Raw genomic sequence first — 18245 nt, 5'->3', positions numbered from 1 at the left:
GTGAGGACACGCGTAGAACGTAGGATCGTGACCCATGCAGGCGGCACAGACGTCCCAAGAGGCTCCCCAGAAGTCTTCTCGAACAGGCACCCGCTCCAGGAGGATGGGCGGCATGCCGCTCACTGACATCCCCTGGTGGCGCTGGCGGGCCCGGGTCCGTTCCGCGCTGCACATGCTCGGCGACCCGCAGTTCCAGCAGGAGTGCTGGTCCGCAGGTCGCGATGGTTACGGCGACGTCACCGACGCCGTCTACCGCCTCGTGGAGGACACCTGGCTGGACCGCTGGTCGGCGGAGAAGTACGTCGGCACGATCTTCCGCGACTCGGCGGAGGCGACCGCGGTCGACACGGCCGTGCTGCGGGTCCTGCGGATCATGCACCAGGTCGGTCCTGACGCGCCGGCCTCCGCGTACTTCCAGCACCACGCCTGGCCCGAGGCGGTCCGCGCCTGCCACGAGGCGCACGTGCGGCTGGCCCTCGCGGACGGTGAGGACCCGGCCGCCGCGCCGCGCTCGCTGGCGATGCTGGAGATCCTGACGCACGCCGGAGCCTGAGACGCCACGGCCTGAGGCGCCACGGCGTGAGACGCCAGGGCCTCGCCGGCCCGGAGTGTGGCACGCTTTCCGGAGGTCCGCCCCCACCGAGTTCCGGGAGGAAATACCCCCGTGGCCGCCGACGAGCAGTACATCCTGACCCTGTCCTGCCCTGACAAGCGGGGCATCGTGCACGCGGTGTCCAGCTACCTGTTCCTCACGGGCTGCAACATCGTGGACAGCCAGCAGTTCGGCGACCCGGACAGCGGACTCTTCTTCATGCGCGTCCACTTCTCGGCCGAGCCGCCGGTCACCCTGGAGAAGCTGCGGGCCAGCTTCGCGGCGACGGGCGATGCGTTCCGCATGGACTGGCAGCTGAGCCCGGCCGAGGAGCGGATGCGGGTGCTGCTGCTGGTCAGCAAGTTCGGGCACTGCCTCAACGACCTGCTGTTCCGGGCGAGCTCGGGCGCGCTGCCGGTGGAGGTCGCGGGCGTGGTCTCCAACCACCGCGACTTCGAGGAACTGGCCGGCTCGTACGGGGTGCCGTTCCACCACATCCCGGTCACCGCGGACACCAAGCCCGAGGCGGAGGCGGCGCTGCTGCGCCTCGTCGAGGAGGAGCGGGTGGACCTGGTGGTCCTGGCCCGCTACATGCAGGTGCTCTCCGACGACCTGTGCAAGGACCTTGCCGGGCGGGCGATCAACATCCACCACTCCTTCCTGCCGAGCTTCAAGGGCGCCAAGCCCTACCACCAGGCGCACGCCAGGGGCGTGAAGCTGATCGGGGCGACGGCGCACTATGTGACCGCGGCGCTGGACGAGGGTCCGATCATCGAGCAGGAGGTCGTGCGGGTGGGACACGACGTCACCCCGCAGAAGCTGGTCGCGCTCGGCCGCGACGCCGAATGCCAGGCGCTCGCCCGCGCGGTCAAGTGGCACGCCGAACACCGCGTCCTCCTGAACGGCTCCCGCACCGTCGTCTTCGCCTGACGCGCGTCCTACGGACGCGAGAGCAGGGGTGCGGCCGCCAGGAGGTCGCGGGCGGGGGCATGGTCGCCGAGGATGCCGACGGGGACGCGGGCGGGGTCGCGGCGTGCGGCGCAGAGGAAGCAGAACTCGACGCCGTCGATCGCCAGGGTGGACGTCGGTTCCGTTCCGGGCGGCGGGGTCCAGGTGGGGTCGTCGAGGGGGATCAGCCACTCGCTCTCGCCGCGTCCCTCGATGATCAGCTTCAGCACCCGCGGCCCCGCCGCGCCCGCCGCGTCCGGCGCCGGGGACGTCGCCAGGCCCGCCTCGCGCAGGCCCGCCAGGGCCAGCGGCAACATCTTGGCCGCCAGGCCGATCAGTTGGCGCAGGTGCGCGCCGCGCGGCGGGTGGTACGGGTAGCCGACGGCCTCGGCGATGTCGTCCGCGTGGATCCAGCACTCGAAGGCCCGGTCAAGGAACGCGTCGCGGACCGGTATCCGGAACGCGCCGTAGTCCACCGCCTGGCCCGCCGTCTCCGGCGGGGCCAGCGCCGCGGTCTCCACCACCGCGCGGGTCTGGGCCCGCCAGAACGCGCGGACCGCCTCCGGCGAGCGCCGGGACTGCGCGGCGCGCACCACCTCGGTGCGGGCGACCAGGTCGTCGACGCCCGGCGCGGGATCGGGAAGCCCGAGCGCGCGGGCCAGGACGCCGTCGACCGCGGCGAGGTGGGAGAGGACCTCGGCCGGGCGGCGCAGCTCGGTGCCGCCGTGCCAGGTGAGCGAGGCCTGCTCCAGCCAGTCCAGCTCGCCGAGATCGCGCAGCAGCGCGTCCAGCCTGGCCGTCTCGGCGACGTAGGGCTCCGCGTAGGCGGGCACCCGGTACGCCGCGTCGCGGCGGCCGAGGCAGCCGTCGAGGACCGCGCGGCGCAGGGCCGGTTCGGGGTCGAGCGGTTCGTCGGCGGAGAGCCAGCCGGCCGCGTCGCGCAGGCGGTGGCCCTCCTCGGCGCAGGAGGGGCAGTTGGCGAGGTGGGCCTCCAGGCGGGCCGCCTCGTGCGGCGGGCACGCGTCCAGGGCCCACGCGCCCAGCAGTCCGCGCAGCGCTTCGTGCGCCGGGGGTTCCAGCGCCTCGCGCGTCTGCGGCGCGTCGGCGGTCATCGGGTCGGCTCCGTGGACAGGGCGGTGGCCAGCAGTTGCAGGCCGAGCCGCATCCGGTGTTTGGCGGTGGCGGGCGCGATGCCGAGCTCCTTCGCGGCCTGCGCGTAGGTGCGTCCGCCGAAGTAGGTGAGCAGCAGCGTCTCGCGCAGGGCCTGCGGCAGCGAGGCCACGACGTACTGGACCCGCGCGGCGGTGGCCGCGGCCAGGACTTCCTCCTCGACGCTGGGCGGTTCCAGCGGACCGCCCCCGGCGTCGCCGCTCCCCTCCGCGCCGGCGGCGTGCTCCCGCCGCAGGCGCTCGACCGCGCGGCGGTGGGTGAGCGTGCCGATCCAGGAGCGCATCGAACCCTGGGCGGGGTCGAAGCTCTCGGGATGCTCCCAGACGTGGGCGAACACCTCGCGGGTGATCTGTTCGGCGGCGGCCTGGTCGGCGAGCACCCGGTGGGCGAGGCCGTGCACCAGGGGCGCGAACTGGTCGTAGAGCTCGCCCAGCGCGGACTCCTCGCCGCGGGCCAGCCGTCGCTGGATCTGCCGGTCCCAGCGGATCGGTGCGGGACTCGCCATCGGCACCACCGCTTCGCCTCACGAGCTTCACAAGCTACGACCAAGGAATCCTTGAACCGAATCTAGCGCCGGGCGGTGGCCCTCGTCCGAGTGTTTGAAGAATCGCTCCGGAGGCAAGATGGCACCCAGTGTCAGCGGCCGCAGACCGCGGTTAGTCTGAATCACCATCATGAACATGCTAGGGAATCGTGGCACCGTGACGACGACACTGAAGGTGGAGCGGGAAGAGCGCGACGGCTGGGTACTGCTGCAGGTCGCCGGCGACCTGGACCTGGGCACCGGCTCGAAGGTTCGCGAGGCGGTGAGGGAGGCGGTGGCGACCGGTTCGCGCCGCGTCCTGGTCGACCTGAGCGAGGTCCGCTTCTGCGACTCGACCGGGGTCGGCGTCCTGATCGCGGCCAGACGGCTGCTGCGATCCTGCGGGGGCGAGTTCCGTCTGGTGCTGCCGGAGGTCGACCACTCGGCGGGCGCCGTTCCCTCCCAGGTCCACCGGGTCTTCGCCGCGCTCGGCGTGCACCGCCTGTTCACGGTGGAGGACGAGCGACCGAACTGATCGCCGCCCAGTAGAGTCGGGGTGCCCAGCACGTTCGCACCACCGCACGACCAGGAGCGCGACAGCCGTGAACCCCGCAGCCGCAGAGACGGGAGTCTCCCTCAGCATCGTGCTGCCCGTGTACGGCGTCGCCGACTACCTCCCGCGCTGTCTCGACTCGATCCTCGCCGCCCGGCTGCCCTCCCTGGAGGTCATCGCCGTCGACGACTGCTCGCCCGACCGCAGCGGCGAGATCCTCGACGCCTACGCCGCGCGGGACTCCCGGCTGCGGGTGCGGCACCTGGCCGTCAACCGGGGCCTGGGCGGCGCGCGCGAGGTGGGGCTGCGGGAGGCCACCGGCGAGTACGTCTGGTTCGTCGACAGCGACGACTGGCTGGCCGAGGACGCGGTGGACGAGATCGCCGCCAGGCTCGCCGCGGTCCGGCCCGACGTGCTGATCACCGGCTTCGCCCGGACCTACCCCGACGGCAGCACCGAGCCGGACACCTGGCGCCGCCTGCTGGTCGAGCCCCCGCTGCCGGAGACCTTCACGCTGGCGGACCGTCCCGGGCTGCTGCAGATGATCATGTCGGTCTGGAACAAGGTCGTCCGCAGGGACTTCCTGACCGGGCTCGACGTGCACTTCGGCGGCGGCTACTACGAGGACATCTCGGTCACCTACCCGCTGCTGCTCGCCGCCGAGCGGCTGAGCTACCTGGACCGCGACGTCTACTTCTACCGCCGCCAGCGCGCAGGGGCGATCACCAACACCGCCTCGCCCAAGCACGCGGACGCCTTCGCGCAGTACGACGCGATCTTCGACTTCCTCGCCCGCCGCCCGGAGATCCCCGCGGACCTGCGCCGCCTGGTCTTCGACCGCACGGTGAAGCAGGCGGTCACCGTCCTGGACACCCCGGGCCTCGTCCCGGAGCGGCTGCGCGAGTCCTTCTTCCGGCGCGCCACCGAGCACTTCCACCGGTACCGGCCCGAGGGTTACGTCTTCCCCAAGGGCCTGCGCGGGGTCCAGTACCGGCTGGTCGACCGCGGCGCGTGGGGCACCTACCAGCGGTTGCGTCCGCTGCAGGCGCTCCCGAGGACGCTGCCGGTCACGATCAAGCGGGCGATCCGCGGCGCGGGCCGACGCGGGCTCTTCGAGAGCTACCGCCGACTGCCGCTCAACGACAGGCTCGCGGTCTACGCGGCGTACTGGTACCGCGGCTACGCCTGCAACCCGGCGGCGATCTACGAGCGGATGCGCGAGCTGGCGCCCGGCGTGAAGGGCGTCTGGGTGGTGGAGACCCGGGCCCAGGCCGCGGCGCTCCCGGCGGGCGTGCCCTACGTGCTGGTCAACACCCCGGCCTACCTGAAGCTGATGGCGACCGCCAAGTACCTGGTCAACAACGTCAACTTCCCGCACACGATGACCAAGCGGCCCGGCTCCGTGCACGTCCAGACGCAGCACGGCACCCCGCTCAAGTACCTGGGCCTGGACCTGCGCACCCGCCCGCTGGCCGCCGACGGCATGGACTTCGACCGCCTGCTGGAGCACGTCGCCCGCTGGGACTACCTAGTCTCGCCCAACCCCCACTCCACCGAGGCCTTCGGCAGCGCCTACCCGGGCCGCTACGAGGTGCTGGAGAGCGGCTACCCGCGCAACGACCGGCTGGCCAACGCGACGCCCGCGGAGGTCGCCGCGATCCGTGAGCGGCTGGGCATCCCGGCCGGGCAGCGGGTCGTCCTCTACACCCCCACCCACCGCGAGCAGCAGGACACCTTCGTCCCCCCGCTGGACATGGTGACGCTGGCCCGCAGTCTCGGCCCCGGGACGACGGTGCTGATGCGCGCTCACTACTTCTACGCGGACGCGGGCCTTCCGTCCGACGCGGGCGTCATCGACGTCTCCGGCCATCCGACCGTCGAGGACCTCTACCTCGCGGCGGACGTGCTGGTCACCGACTACTCGTCCGCGATGTTCGACTACGCGGTGCTGGACCGCCCGATCGTGGTCTTCGCCCCGGACTGGGAGGAGTACCAGCGCATCCGCGGTGTCTACTTCGACCTGATGCAGGAGCCCCCGGGCGCGGTCGCGACCACCCCCGAGGAGCTGGCCGCGCTGCTGCGCGAGCCGGAGTCGGCGGAGTCGGCGAAGCTGCGCACCGCGTTCCGGGCGAAGTTCTGCCCCTGGGACGACGGCGCAGCGGCGGAGCGGGTGGTCCGCCGGGTCTTCCTCGGACAGACCCCGTAGCCGCCCGCCGCGCCCCGACTCCTCGCCCGGGCCGCCGGGCCTGACGCCGGACGGCCCCGCCGTCTGGTCGCAGCAGCGTGGACTCGGCGCCGGGCCGGCCGCCCCGCGCCGACGCCCGAGGCCGGTCAGGCCTGGGACGCTCCGAGGAAGCGCAGAACGGCGAGCACGCGGCGGTGGTCCGTGTCGATCACCGGCAGGTCGAGCTTGGCGAAGATGTTGTTGATGTGCTTGGCCACCGCGCTCTCGCTGACCGTCAGCGCCTCGGCGATGCCGGCGTTGGAGCGCCCCTCGGCCATGAGGCCCAGGACCTCCCGTTCGCGACGGGTCAGCCGGTCCAGCGGGTCGCTGTCCCGTCGCAGCAGCAGCTGGGCGACGACCTGCGGATCCAGCGCCGTGCCCCCGTCCGCGACCCGCCGCACCGCCTCCACGAAATCCCCCACATCGGCCACGCGTTGCTTGAGGAGGTAGCCCACGCTGCTGGTGTTGGTCGCCAGCAGGTCGGCCGCGTACTGCTCCTCCACGTACTGCGAGAGCAGCACCACCGCCGTCCCCGGCCACCGCCGACGGATCACCATCGCGGCGCGGACCCCCTCGTCGGTGAAGCCGGGCGGCATCCGGACGTCGACCAGGGCGAGTTCGGGCCGGTGCTCCTCCACCGCCGCCAACAGCGCTTCCCCGTCGCCGACCTCCGCGGCGACCTGGAAACCGCCCATCTCCAGCACCTTGACCAGACCGACCCGCAACAGCACCGAATCCTCGGCGATCACCGCTCGCACGGCAACTCCGCCGCGACGGTCGTCGGTCCCCCGGCGGGGCTGCTGACGCGGAAGGTACCGTCGACGGAGCCGACCCGCTTGGCCAGCCCGCTCAGCCCCGTACCGGCGGAGGCGTCGGCACCACCCAGTCCGTCGTCGACGACCTTCACCCGCAACACCTTCCCTACCCGCCTGACGGTCACCTCGGCACGCGTCGCGCGAGCATGCTTGGTCACGTTGGTCAGCGCCTCGGAGATCACGAAGTACGCGACCGACTCCACGGCGGGCACCACCCGCTCCTCGAGATCGACCCGTAGCCGCACCGGCAACGGTACCCGGGCGGCCAACCCGGACAACGCCGCGTCCAGCCCGCGGTCGTCGAGCACGGCCGGGTGCAACCCGCGTACCAGATCGTTGAGTTCGGCGATCGCCTCTTTCGCCTCCAGGTGCGCCTGCGCGAGCACCTCGCGGGCCTCACCCGGCAGATCGGGCCGCGTGGCGAGGGCCAGGCCCAGGTTGACCGCGAGGGAGACGAGCCGCTGCTGGGTGCCGTCGTGCAGGTCACGCTCGATCCGGCGGCGCTCGGCATCGACTGCCTCGATCAGGTCGGTGCGACTCCCGGCCAGGTACTCGACCCGCTCCTGGAGCCGCTGGGCCCGGCTGGGCCCGAGCAGCGCCCACGCGATTCGCGACTCCGTCCGGGCCACCGCCCCCGCCGTCCAGGGCACGACACACAGGAGGGCGACGCCGGCCAGCGTGTAGCACGGCGTCTGCGTCGCGTAACCGAACCAGTCCTGGCGGACTCCCACCGGCAGCGCCCACACCCAGCCGTAGGCAAGGGCGCCCGCAAGGCCCGCGGCCGCCACCGCGAGCACCGACAGCTCCAGCGCTGCCACCAGCGGGCCCAGGACAAGGTGGTATCCGAGCCGGCGCCCGGTACGCGTCAAGGAAAGCCGTCGGGCGACTGCCGCCCACGACCACCGCTCCGGCGTGGGCGTCGGCCGAGGGATGTCCACTCCGAGGAGCGCCCGCTGACGGAACCGCTGAACGGCCGTCAGCACGGGTGCAAGAAGCAGGATCAGGGCGACCGACGCGATGAGCGCCAAAGCCCGGGTCCCCGTCCCGGCGGCGACCGACGCGCCCCAGGACCACACGGGCACCAGGGCCAGGTGCAGCGGGACACCGGCGGCCAGAAAGCCTGTGTCCCGCCGCACCCGAAGCGCCGAGCGCCTCAGCGCAGGTGGAACCGTCATGATCCGACCCTAGGACACCTCGACCGGGGTCCGCCGTGAGCCTGGCACCCGAATTCATGGTGGCACCAGTGCCACCGTTGTCCGGTCCGCCCAGTGATCCACAAGGAAGGGCCTAGGTCGTCTGGTTCGACAGCCAGACCAGCGCCTCGGGCAGCATCGCTTTCCAGACGCTGGGGTTGTGGCCGCCGGTCGCCACGGTGACCAGCTTGCTCGCGCCGGGGTGGCGCAGCACGGCCAGCAGCGCCCTCGCGTCGGGGACGGTGCCAGGGTCCTGCAGGCTGCCCGCCGCCATCAGCGCGATCGGCGGCTGGTTCGCCGCGTACTTCAGGTGCAGCAGCGGGTTGTTGGCGCGGTCGAGAGGCGCGTTGTGGACGACCAGCGGGGACACCGGCGCGTTGTAGCCGGACAGGCTGACCGCCGCGCGGAAGGCGTCCGGGTGCTGGACGGCGAGGTTGACCGAGCAGTACGCGCCCGCGGAGTAGCCCATGACGCCCCAGTGCGTCGGCTCCTTCGCCGCGCGGAAGTTGCTGCGGACCAGCGCGGGGACGTCCTTGGCCAGCCAGGTCGCGGTCTTGGCGATGCCGGGGATGTCGGCGCAGCCGGGGTCGGTGTTGCCGCCGAGGACGTTGAGCTTGGCCGCGACCATGATCATCGGCTTGACCTGGCCGGAGGCCATCAGCTTGCGCATCTCGTCCTGGACCTTGAGCGTCCCGAACCAGGCCTGCGGCGTCCCTGGCGTGCCGGGGAGCAGCTCGACCACGGGGAAGTCCGTCTGTGCGTAGGCGGGGTCGTTGTACTGCGGCGGCAGCCAGACGTAGAGGCTGCCCTCGATGCCGGAGGCCGCGCCGTAGGCGTACGACTTCACCACGCCGTTGCTGTACGTCGTGAAGCGCAGCTTTCCGTCGGAGCTCACGCCGCCGTGACCGCCGCCGGCGTTGGTCGTGACGGGGGTGGTGCTCCCGCCGAAGAGGTCGCTCCAGCTCTCGTAGAACGGCCCCATGCTGTTGTTCACATAGGCCAGCACCATCACCACGGCCGTGATCTGGCTGAACAGTGCGAGGCCGAATCTGCTCGCCAGCCTGAGCGGCTGGGGGCCGGGTATTCGGTTCCAGAGCAGGAACAGGGCTGTCAGCGCGCCGATCACAAGGACCACGGTCAGCACGAAGAACGGTGTACCGGTGAGACTCATCGCCGCCCCCTCAGGAAACTCCCGCCGTCTCCTGGTGCGACAACCGGGTGAAAATCAGGCCTCCTTCGAGCCTACCGAGGGGAACACGAACCTCTTCATACCAACGGATGAGCCCCGGACAGTCGGACGGCGGGGTACCCCCTAAGGGATCACTCAGGGGCGTGCGGGGGCGCTCAGGAGGGCTCCCGCCAGGGCAGCGCCGCGAACATGTCCCGCAGCTGGTGCTTGACCACCTTCCGCAGCGTCTCGTTGCGCGGCAGCGCGTCGACCACCTCCAACTGCTCCGGGATCTTCTGCGTCATCAGCCCCGCGGCCTTCAGCAGCACGGATATGTCGGCCAGGGTGGGCGGCTCCACGCCGGGCTTCCGCTCCACCACCGCGCAGACGCGCTCGCCGCGCACCTGGTCGGGCAGGCCGATCACGGCGACGTCCCCGACGCGCGGGTCCTGGTAGAGCAGATCCTCGATCTCCTTCGCGGAGATGTTCTCCCCCTTACGGATGATGATGTCCTTCAACCGTCCGGTCAGCCGGACGTGACCGTCCTCACGGACGTGACCGAGATCGCCCGTGCGGAACCAGCCGTCGACGGTGAAGGCCTCGGCGGTCAGCGCCGGATCGGTGTACCCCCGGCACACCATCGGCCCGCGCAGCCACATCTCTCCCTTCTCCACCCGCACCTCGCAGCCGCGGACCGGGTGTCCCTCGGTGTACGCCAGCTGCTCGGGGGTGTCGCGGGGCGAGCCCATGCAGATGGCCGGGGCCTCGGTCATGCCGTAGCCGTGCGCGAGGACCACGCCCATCTCGGCCGTCACCTCCCGGTACAGCTCGGGCGGCATCGGCGCGCCGCCGCCCGAGATGATCCGCAGGCTGGGGATCAGCCGCTCGCCCGCGGGCAGCTTCCGCTGCTCGGCCAGGAACGCCGAGTAGAAGGCGGTGCTGCCCCCGGCCATGGTCACCCCGTTGCGCCGGTACGCGGGCAGCGCGTCCGGCAGCGCGAAGACCTCCAGCAGCAGCGCCGGAAACCCGTGCACCAGCATCGCCACGAGGTAGTCGGGGCCGCCGATGTGCGCGTAGGGGAAGGCGATCGAGCCGACGTCGTCCGGCCCCATGTCCAGGGCGTCGGCGAAGCCGCCGCCACCGGCGATCAGGGTCCGGTCGGTGTGCAGGGCACCCTTGGGGGCGGAGGTCATGCCCGAGGTGTAGTAGACCCAGCGGATCGGCGCGTGCGCGTCGTCCAGGTCCGCACGCGGGGCCGGCGGCAGGCCGGCCGGGTCGCCGTCCGGCAGGTCGGCGTCGGCGTAGAGGACCCTGACGGCGGGCGGCTCGGCCCAGCCGCGGGTGAGCTCCTCGCCGAGCTTGACGTAGTCGAAGCCGCGCCACACCCCGGGCACCAGGTAGAGCCGCGCGCCGGACTCGCCCAGGATGTGGCCGACCTCCGCACCCCGGTAGAGCGCGATGATCGGCGTCTGCACCGCGCCGAGGCGGGAGAGCGCCAGCGAGACGATCACGGTCTCGATGCGTGTCGGCAACTGCCAGGCGACGGGCGTGCCCTCGGCGACGCCGTACTCGCCGCGCAGGCCGGCGGCGACGCGTTCGGCCCGGTCGCGCACCTCGCGGTAGCTCAGCCTGCGGTCGGGCTCGCCCTCGGCGTCGCCCGCCTGGATCAGCATCGGCGCGTCCGGCGTCGCAGCCACGCGCTGCTGCAGCAGGTCCCAGAGCGAGCCGGCGTCGTCGATGGTCACGATTCTCTCCTCGGGGTGGTGAGCGCGGCCGCCGCGGTCGCGGTGTCGGTGAGGGTGGCGACGAGTGCGAGCGTGTGGCGGAGCACGTCCGCGGCGTACTCCGGGGGAGTTCCCGCCACCGCGTCGGCGGGGACAACGACCTGCAGCCCGGCGTCGACCGCGCCCATGGTCAGCTCCAGCAGTGCGACGTTTACCGAGACGCCGGTGACGACCACCGTGGTCACCCCGAGATTCCGCAGCACCGAGGCGAGTCCGGTGTCCTGGAACGGCCCGAGCCCGTGCAGCCTGGGCAGCACCAGATCGCGCCCGGGGTCCGCGCCGATGCCGGGGTGCAGCGCCGGGTCGAACGCGTCGTTGGGCATCCGCGCGGCGGCGGCGAAGAGTCTGGCGTTGCGGTTCGCCCCCAGCCCGTCGGCCCGCCGGACGGCGGTGCAGTGCAGGACAGGGACGCCGACGCCGCGGGCCGCCTCGCACAGCAGCCGCACGTTCTCGACCAGCCCGGCCTTCGCGGCGGCCTCGGCGAGCGCGGGGAAGACCGCGGCCTCCCCGAGCACGCCCTGCTGGCACTCGCAGGTGACCACGGCCGTGTGCGCCGGGTCGAGCAGATCTTTGAGCTCTACACCCATCCGGTCCTCGCTCGCTTGCCGCTGACGCTGTCCGTCACTAGTCTGAATCTGACGGACCGTCAGGTAAAGGGTTGTGGAGAGGGTGCCGCGCATGGACAGCGAAAGCTCCGCCGAACTGCCGATGGTGGTGAGCGTCGACGATCACGTGATCGAGCCGGCGCATCTCTTCGACACCTGGCTCCCCGCCAAGTACCGCGAGCGCGGCCCCAAGGCGCTGCGCGCGGGCATCGGGCAGCTGGAGTACGTCGGCGGCAAGTACCGCATCACCATGGACCCGGACGGGCCGCCCACCGACTGGTGGATCTACGAGGACCTGCAGTTCCCCTACAAGCGCAACATCGCCGCGGTCGGCTTCGACCGCGACGAGATGACGCTGGAGGGCATCACCCGCGACGAGATGCGCCGCGGCTGCTGGGACCCGAAGGCCAGGATCGAGGACATGGAGAACAACCATGTCGAGGCCTCGCTCTGCTTCCCGACCTTCCCGCGGTTCTGCGGGCAGACCTTCGCGGAGGCGCACGACAAGGAGGTCGCCCTGGCCTGCGTGCGCGCCTACAACGACTGGATGGTCGAGGAGTGGTGCGGCGACAGCGGCGGCCGGCTCATCCCGCTGTGCCTGATCCCGCTGTGGGACGTGCAGTTGGCGGTCGCGGAGATCAGGAGGAACGCGGCGCGCGGGGTCAGGGCGGTCTGCTTCAGCGAGATCCCGACCTACCTCGGCCTGCCGAGCATCCACACCGGCTACTGGGACCCGTTCTTCGCCGAGTGCGAAGCCACCGGGACGGTGGTCTGCATGCACATCGGCTCCTCCTCGCAGATGCCCGCCGCCTCCCCGGACGCGCCTCCGGCGGTGCAGGCGACGCTGAGCTTCAACAACGCGATGGCGTCGATGACGGACTTCCTCTTCTCCGGCGTCCTGGTGCGTTTCCCGCGCCTGAAGCTCGCCTACAGCGAGGGCCAGATGGGCTGGATCCCGTACGCGCTGGAACGCGCCGACGACGTCTGGCGCGAGCACCGCGCGTGGGGCGGCGTGCGCGACCTGATCCCCGAGCCGCCGTCGACGTACTACTACCGGCAGATCTTCGCCTGCTTCTTCCGTGACAAGCACGGGGTCGCCTCGCTGGACGCGGTGGGCGTGGACAACGTGACCTTCGAGACGGACTACCCGCACGTGGACTCCACCTGGCCGGAGACGAAGGCGGTGGCCCTGGACCACGTGAAGGGGCTGCCCCAGGACGTGATCTACAAGATCATCCGCGGCAACGCGATTCGCATGCTCGACCTGGACCTGGACCGCGATCTGAAGCGTTAGTCGCCGGCCCCAGGGGTGCGGGCTCTGCCCGTGCGCCTCCGGCGCGAGCAGGTGGGCGCGCCGCGCAACGGCGGGCCGGTCGGCACCACCTCGGGGGCGCGAGGAACTGCGCGACCAGCCACCCGCCAGGACAGGCCACCGAGAAAAGCCAGGGCCATTCGCGCAGGGTGGTTGCTCGCGCGCACAGTTGAACAAGCAGAGCCTCGCGCCCCCAGGGTGGTCACAGAAGGAGCCCAGAGTGCAGCTTCAGGACACGCCCGCCGAAGCGGACTTCCGCCGCCGTCTGCGGGAATGGCTCGGCAAGACCCTGCCGGAGCTGCCGCCTCCGCCCGACCCCTCCGACTGGCCCGGGCGCCGCGCGTTCGACACGCAGTGGCAGCGGCGGCTCTTCGACGCCGGGTACGCCGGGATCCACTGGCCGGTCGACGCGGGGGGACGTGGCGCGAGCCCGTCCGAGCATCTGATCTTCCTCGAGGAGACCGAACACGCCGGCGCTCCCTACGTCGGGGCGAGCTTCGTCGGACTGCTGCACGCCGGGCCGACCATCGCCGCCGAGGGGAGCCCGGACCAGCGTGCGCGCTTCCTGCCGCCGATCCTGCGGGGCGACGAGATCTGGTGCCAGGGCTTCAGCGAGCCCGGCGCCGGCAGCGACCTCGCCGCGCTGCGGACGAAGGCCGTCAGGGACGGGGACAGCTACGTCGTCTCCGGCAGCAAGATCTGGACCTCCCACGCCGAGGTCGCCGACTGGTGCGAACTGCTGGTGCGGACCGACCCCGACGCGCCCAAGCACAAGGGCATCACCTGGCTGGCCATGAACATGGACGCCCCCGGCGTCACCGTCCGGCCGCTGCGGACGCTCGCCGGGACGACCGAGTTCGCGGAGCTCTTCCTGGACGAGGTGCGGATACCGGTCGCCAACCGGGTGGGCGAGGAGAACGACGGCTGGCGGGTGACCATGGTGACGCTCTCCTTCGAGCGCGGCACCGCCTTCGCCTCCGAGGCCGTCGCCTGCCGTCGCGAGGTGCGTGAACTCGCGCGCGTCGCGCGGGCCGAAGGGGCCTGGGACGACCTGGAGCTGCGGCGTGCGCTGGCGGCCCTCTCCGCCGAGTTCGCCGCGCTCTGGCGGCTGGTGCAGTGGAACGTGTCCGAGGCCTCGGCCGACGGAGTGCCGGGAGCCGGAGGGAGCGTCTTCAAGCTGCGGTTCAGTGAGGCGCGGCAGCGCCTCTACGATCTGGCCGCCCGCGTCGTCGGCGCGGACGCGCTGGTCGAGGGGGCGTGGACGGCGCAGCGGCTGCAGGGCCTCTCCTACACCATCGCCGCGGGGACCTCGCAGATCCAGCGCAACATCGTCGCCCAGCGGATCCTGGGCCTGCCGAAGGGGCGCTGAGCCGTGCACTTCCAGTTGACGGAGGACCAGCGGGCCTTGCAGGCGGGCCTGCGCGAGGTGCTGACCAGGCACGAGCCCGACTGGGCGGAGCTGGCCGAGGTGGGCCTCTTCACTCTGCGGGTGCCCGAGGAACGCGACGGGATCGGGCTCGGCCTGCCGGAGGCGGTGCTCGCCTTCGAGGAGGCCGGCCGGGCGTTGGTGCGCGGACCGCTGGTCGGCACCGAGCTCGCCGCCACGCTGGGTCGCGGCACCGCGGAGTTCGTCGCCGTGCCGGCGCGCGGCCCCTTGCTGGTGCCGCACCTGCCGGAGCTGAGCTGCCTGTTGCTGCGCGAGCGGGACGGCTCGGTCACCGTCGTCCCCGCCGGGGCGATCCACGCGCGGCCCGCGCGGGCCGTGGACCCGCAGCGGCCGCTGTGGGAGCTGACCGGCCCGCCGCCCGAGGGGGAGCGCTGCACCGACGCCGAGGCCGCACGGCTCACCGCCGAGGGGACGCTGCTGACGGCGGCGCTTCAGTGCGGGCTGGCCGCGCGGGCGCTCGCGGAAGCGGTCCGACACGCCGGGCGGCGCGAGCAGTTCGGACAGCCGATCGGCGCGTTCCAGGCGGTCCAACACCTGTGCGCGGACATGCTGGCCCGCGCCGAGCTCGCGCGGGTCGCCGTCTACGCCGCGGCGGTCTCCGCCGACGCCGAGGAGATCGCGGGCGCGAAGCTGCTGGCGGACGAGGCCGCCGTCCACAACGCCCGTGACTGCCTGCAGGTTCACGGCGGAATGGGCTTCACCTGGGAGGCCCCGGTGCACCTGCTGCTCAAGCGCGCGTGGGCCTGGGAGCAGGCCGTTGCGGACCGCGACAGCTGCCTGGACGCGCTTGCTGGACACTTGTAGCAAGGGTGTTTTTGCCGCGACGCCGCCGGGATTCCCAGCCTCGCGCCGTGCTTCGATTACGCTCACGGGGGTGCGCAGCAAGCAGCAAGGACCCGGTGGCTGTGTGGCCGGGGCAGTATGCACCCGTGGGTGGCCCCTCGGCTGGAATATGCCCGAAGACCATGCTCGCAGGCCCGGCTCCGGATCATCCTTGAACGCATACGGGCCGGTACGCGGCTCGCGCGGTGGCGCGGCCCGGCTGATCCCGCAAGCACGGGTGGTGTGACAGGTGCAGTTTCAGGCACAGGTGCTTCAGGTCCAGACGGCGGTCCAGGCCGACCCCGCGGAGGTGGGCCGCGCCCGCCGTTGGGCGCGGAGCAGACTCACCGGCTGCGGCTTCGACCCCGACGCGGCGCTCGGGGAGACGCTGGTGCTGGTCGTCTCCGAACTGGTCACCAACGCGGTCGTGCACACCGGTTCCCCCGCCGTGCTGAGCCTGCTCTTCCCGGTCGGTCTGGACGCCGAACGCCGCCCGGTCAGGGTCGAGGTCGCGGACGCCAGCGACTGCCCGCCCGCGCCCCGGATGGCGCCGGACGAGGACACCAACGGGCGCGGTCTCGAGCTGGTGAGTTTTCTGACGGACCGCTGGGGCTGGTTCCCCGACGGGAGCGGAAAGCGCGTCTGGTGCGAGCTGGCTCCGGAGGAGCCCGGCGTCGTCGCGGAGGCCCCGGCCGCCGCACTGCACGTCATGGAGGGCTGAGCGGGACCGGCGCCACGGCCGGTTGATCGCCGGCCGGAGGGGGAAACCTCTTCTGCATGAACGTTTCTTCCCTGGCCGCGTCCGAGCTGCGGGCCACGGTCGCCTGGGACGCGACCGAGACCGTCCGGGCCATGGAAGGCTTCATCGACGTCGAGTGGGCCGCGGACCGCTCCTGGGCGATGCCCTGGCGGCTGCCCTTCGCCGAGCTGGACCTGCACCACCGCGACCTCGTGCTGCCGGCCATGTGCCCGAGCGGGGTGCGGATCCGGGTCCGCACCGCCTCCACCCGGCTGCTGCTGGACGCCGTCTCCGTGCAACTGCAGGGCGGGCCGGTCTTCGAGGCCTGGTGCGACCTCTCCGTCGACGGTGAACCCGTCCGGTCGACCGCGCTGGGCGTGGCCGGGGTCGTCTTCGGCGGACTGCCGGCCGGGCCGAAGGACATCGAGATCGCGCTGCCGATCCTGCCCGCCGTGCGGCTGCGCGGACTGCGCGCGCTCGACGGAGAGGCGCTGCTCCCGTTCCCCGACGAACGCCCCCGGTGGACCGTCTACGGCAGCAGCATCAGCCACGGCTACGCGGCCACACCCACCCAGACCTGGCCCGCCACCGCGGCCCGGCTGCTGGGCCGCAATCTCACCAACCTCGGTTACGGCGGCGCGTGCCTGCTGGACCCGCTGGTCGGACGAATGCTGGCAAACCGCCCGGCAGATTTCATAACACTGGAACTCGGTATCAACGTCTACAACACCGCCGCATTGCGCGAGCGGACCTTCCTTCCGGCCGTTCACGGCCTGGTGGCCGAAATTCGCTCCCGCCAGCCCGAGGTGCCGGTCGAAGTCCTCGGACCGGTGTTCGGCGGTGAGCGGGAGACCGAACTCACGGACGGAATGTCCGAGGCCTTCGGCGATCTGACGCTGGAACGGCTGCGGGACCAGTTGCACGAGGCGGTCGAGCTCCACCGCAGGCGCGGTGACACCGCGTTGACCTGGAAGGACGGTCGTGAGCTCTGCTCGGCCGCGGACGCCGCCCGGGGCGTGCTGCCGGACGGTCTGCATCCGGACGCGGAGCACCAGCAGGAGATGGGCCGGCGCTATGCGTCGACCGGCGACACGTTCTGACGACCGATATGACAACGAACAGATGAAGGCTCAAACCGTGCGCAACCAATCCGAATTCCGGACAAGCCATTGACGTGACGTGTCCACCTGATCACGCTTGGGATCAGCGATTCGTTGCGAGGGGACGCCAAGGGCGCCCGGTCGTCGTGCTGCCTGCTTCCTTGGCGAGTGCGGATCGCTCCGGCGCGGGTCAGGGCCCTGGCGTCGAGAGAAGGTGGCGGGGCGCCGTGCCGCGTGGAGAAGAACCGCGCACGGCGCCGCGCCACCTTCTCTGTCTCTGTCGCCCCCGCCCCTGTCGCAACAGTTGCCGGACTATTTCACGGCGATCGGCGCCACCGGCGCGCCCACACCGCCGACGAAGGGCTCGGGCGGGGCGGAGAGCAGGAATTCGTGGACGCTGTCCTCGGCGCAGTCGGCGGCCAGCGCCTCCAGGTTCCAGTTCTGGCCCTGCATCATGCCCATCTCGACCAGGTCGAGGGCGTGCACCGGCAGGTAGAGGCCGTCGGTCTCGGGCGGGAAGGTCTCGAAGGTCAGCGTGTCGTTGGCCACGGCCACCACGTCCCGGGCGTGGAACCACTCCGGGCAGCGCAGTCCGAAGCCGGGGGAGGGGAAGGCGTAGGCGTCCCGGTCCCCGCCCAGGTAGAACTGCATCTGCCCGGTGCGCACCAGCACCACGTCTCCGGCCCGCACGGTGACGCCCGCCTGCTCCTCGGCCGCCTCCAGATCCTCGGGGGTGACCACGTGGTCGCCGGGCAGCCTGCCGACGCCGTGGGTCCGGGCGACGTCGAGCAGCACGCCGCGGGTCACCAGCGGGGTCGCCTTCTCGACCCCTGACCTGGTCGCTCCCTCCTGGGCGTTGATGCTGTCGGCGGGCCGGCCGTTGTAGATCCGGCCGCCGTGGCTGACGTGCCCGAGGCCGTCCCAGTGGGTGGCCGCCTGCAGGCCGAGGGTGGCCACGTCGTCGCTGGTGGCGATGGAGCCGGGGCCGAACATCTCGTAGTTCAGCGCCACCATCGTGTGCAGCGGATTGACCCGGCCGGGGATCATGCCGGTCTGCACGCCGTACTGCTGCAGGGGCAGTGCCAGGTTGAACCGCTTGCCGCTGCGGACGCACGCGGCGGCGGCGCGGACCACCTCCGGCGTGATCAGGTTCAGTGTCCCGATCTCGTCCTCGGCGCCCCAGCGCCCCCAGTTGTTCACGCGCTTGGCGATGTCCCTGAACTCGTCGAACTCGCTGGGTGCGGGCACGA

17 protein-coding genes are annotated in these 18245 nt (G+C 72.0%); 9 read left to right on the top strand and 8 right to left on the bottom strand.

What is annotated here, in order from left to right; translation table 11 throughout:
* The first annotated feature begins 34 nt into the window (after positions 1-34).
* On the top strand, positions 35-553 hold the full coding sequence (locus BS83_RS39990; RefSeq protein WP_084714832.1) for an SCO4402 family protein: 519 nt from the start codon (positions 35-37) through the stop codon (positions 551-553).
* Between the two features lie 111 nt (positions 554-664).
* On the top strand, positions 665-1522 hold the full coding sequence (gene purU / locus BS83_RS39985; protein WP_037608272.1) for a formyltetrahydrofolate deformylase: 858 nt from the start codon (positions 665-667) through the stop codon (positions 1520-1522).
* 8 nt (positions 1523-1530) lie between these two features.
* Here purU and BS83_RS39980 read toward each other — a convergent pair whose 3' ends face one another.
* Entirely contained in the window at positions 1531-2652 is a 1122-nt protein-coding gene (locus BS83_RS39980; RefSeq protein WP_051945166.1) for a zf-HC2 domain-containing protein, read from the bottom strand.
* Positions 2649-3215, bottom strand: coding sequence for a sigma-70 family RNA polymerase sigma factor (locus tag BS83_RS39975; protein ID WP_037611012.1), 567 nt, complete (start codon positions 3213-3215; stop codon positions 2649-2651). Before BS83_RS39975 ends, BS83_RS39980 begins: the two co-directional genes overlap by 4 nt.
* A 175-nt stretch (positions 3216-3390) precedes the next feature.
* Here BS83_RS39975 and BS83_RS39970 point away from each other — a divergent pair, with 175 nt between their 5' ends.
* Positions 3391-3768 carry an STAS domain-containing protein gene (locus BS83_RS39970; protein WP_051945838.1) on the top strand — a complete coding sequence of 126 codons (378 nt, stop codon included), beginning with the start codon at positions 3391-3393 and terminating at the stop codon, positions 3766-3768.
* A 67-nt stretch (positions 3769-3835) separates the two neighbouring features.
* On the top strand, positions 3836-5992 hold the full coding sequence (locus tag BS83_RS39965; RefSeq protein WP_037608271.1) for a bifunctional glycosyltransferase/CDP-glycerol:glycerophosphate glycerophosphotransferase: 2157 nt from the start codon (positions 3836-3838) through the stop codon (positions 5990-5992).
* Between the two features lie 125 nt (positions 5993-6117).
* Here BS83_RS39965 and BS83_RS39960 read toward each other — a convergent pair whose 3' ends face one another.
* The 5 genes from BS83_RS39960 to BS83_RS39940 all read right to left on the bottom strand — a co-directional run bounded on the left by BS83_RS39960 (position 6118) and on the right by BS83_RS39940 (position 11557).
* Positions 6118-6768, bottom strand: coding sequence for a response regulator (locus BS83_RS39960; RefSeq protein WP_037608269.1), 651 nt, complete (start codon positions 6766-6768; stop codon positions 6118-6120).
* Positions 6756-8000 carry a sensor histidine kinase gene (locus tag BS83_RS39955; RefSeq protein ID WP_037608268.1) on the bottom strand — a complete coding sequence of 415 codons (1245 nt, stop codon included), beginning with the start codon at positions 7998-8000 and terminating at the stop codon, positions 6756-6758. Before BS83_RS39955 ends, BS83_RS39960 begins: the two co-directional genes overlap by 13 nt.
* A 112-nt stretch (positions 8001-8112) precedes the next feature.
* Entirely contained in the window at positions 8113-9189 is a 1077-nt protein-coding gene (locus BS83_RS39950; protein ID WP_037608266.1) for an alpha/beta hydrolase, read from the bottom strand.
* A gap of 173 nt (positions 9190-9362) precedes the next feature.
* Positions 9363-10931 carry a class I adenylate-forming enzyme family protein gene (locus tag BS83_RS39945; RefSeq protein WP_232248654.1) on the bottom strand — a complete coding sequence of 523 codons (1569 nt, stop codon included), beginning with the start codon at positions 10929-10931 and terminating at the stop codon, positions 9363-9365.
* Positions 10928-11557: an isochorismatase family protein gene (locus tag BS83_RS39940; RefSeq protein WP_037611009.1), complete on the bottom strand. Its 630-nt coding sequence runs from the start codon at positions 11555-11557 to the stop codon at positions 10928-10930. Before BS83_RS39940 ends, BS83_RS39945 begins: the two co-directional genes overlap by 4 nt.
* Before the next feature lie 91 nt (positions 11558-11648).
* Here BS83_RS39940 and BS83_RS39935 point away from each other — a divergent pair, with 91 nt between their 5' ends.
* The 5 genes from BS83_RS39935 to BS83_RS39915 all read left to right on the top strand — a co-directional run bounded on the left by BS83_RS39935 (position 11649) and on the right by BS83_RS39915 (position 16995).
* On the top strand, positions 11649-12869 hold the full coding sequence (locus tag BS83_RS39935; protein ID WP_037608264.1) for an amidohydrolase family protein: 1221 nt from the start codon (positions 11649-11651) through the stop codon (positions 12867-12869).
* 238 nt (positions 12870-13107) lie between these two features.
* Entirely contained in the window at positions 13108-14256 is a 1149-nt protein-coding gene (locus tag BS83_RS39930) for an acyl-CoA dehydrogenase family protein (RefSeq protein ID WP_037608263.1), read from the top strand.
* 3 nt (positions 14257-14259) lie between these two features.
* Positions 14260-15138, top strand: coding sequence for an acyl-CoA dehydrogenase (locus BS83_RS39925; protein WP_037608261.1), 879 nt, complete (start codon positions 14260-14262; stop codon positions 15136-15138).
* 268 nt (positions 15139-15406) lie between these two features.
* Positions 15407-15877 (top strand): ATP-binding protein, encoded by a 471-nt coding sequence (locus BS83_RS39920; RefSeq protein WP_037608259.1) that lies wholly within the window; start codon positions 15407-15409, stop codon positions 15875-15877.
* A gap of 56 nt (positions 15878-15933) precedes the next feature.
* The gene (locus BS83_RS39915) at positions 15934-16995 is read left to right on the top strand and encodes a GDSL-type esterase/lipase family protein (RefSeq protein ID WP_051945163.1); all 1062 of its coding nucleotides are present in this window, start codon (positions 15934-15936) and stop codon (positions 16993-16995) included.
* A gap of 312 nt (positions 16996-17307) precedes the next feature.
* Here the strand turns inward: BS83_RS39915 and BS83_RS39910 are convergent, their stop codons facing one another.
* Positions 17308-18243: a cyclase family protein gene (locus BS83_RS39910; protein ID WP_037608258.1), complete on the bottom strand. Its 936-nt coding sequence runs from the start codon at positions 18241-18243 to the stop codon at positions 17308-17310.
* Positions 18244-18245: the final 2 nt, after the last annotated feature.

It is taken from the genome of Streptacidiphilus rugosus AM-16 (assembly GCF_000744655.1).
Lineage (GTDB): Bacteria > Actinomycetota > Actinomycetes > Streptomycetales > Streptomycetaceae > Streptacidiphilus > Streptacidiphilus rugosus.
The sequence above is the reverse complement of the archived record's forward strand: the minus strand, read 5'-3'. Positions and strand labels throughout refer to the sequence as shown.

What these genes read in the sequence shown, in the direction of transcription:
- BS83_RS39950 (WP_037608266.1), bottom strand. Translation starts at nt 9,189, where the DNA reads ATGAGTCTCACCGGTACACCGTTCTTCGTGCTGACCGTGGTCCTTGTG.
- BS83_RS39970 (WP_051945838.1), top strand. Translation starts at nt 3,391, where the DNA reads ATGCTAGGGAATCGTGGCACCGTGACGACGACACTGAAGGTGGAGCGG.
- BS83_RS39955 (WP_037608268.1), bottom strand. Translation starts at nt 8,000, where the DNA reads ATGACGGTTCCACCTGCGCTGAGGCGCTCGGCGCTTCGGGTGCGGCGG.
- BS83_RS39935 (WP_037608264.1), top strand. Translation starts at nt 11,649, where the DNA reads ATGGACAGCGAAAGCTCCGCCGAACTGCCGATGGTGGTGAGCGTCGAC.
- BS83_RS39990 (WP_084714832.1), top strand. Translation starts at nt 35, where the DNA reads ATGCAGGCGGCACAGACGTCCCAAGAGGCTCCCCAGAAGTCTTCTCGA.
- BS83_RS39915 (WP_051945163.1), top strand. Translation starts at nt 15,934, where the DNA reads ATGAACGTTTCTTCCCTGGCCGCGTCCGAGCTGCGGGCCACGGTCGCC.
- BS83_RS39940 (WP_037611009.1), bottom strand. Translation starts at nt 11,557, where the DNA reads ATGGGTGTAGAGCTCAAAGATCTGCTCGACCCGGCGCACACGGCCGTG.
- BS83_RS39975 (WP_037611012.1), bottom strand. Translation starts at nt 3,215, where the DNA reads ATGGCGAGTCCCGCACCGATCCGCTGGGACCGGCAGATCCAGCGACGG.
- BS83_RS39980 (WP_051945166.1), bottom strand. Translation starts at nt 2,652, where the DNA reads ATGACCGCCGACGCGCCGCAGACGCGCGAGGCGCTGGAACCCCCGGCG.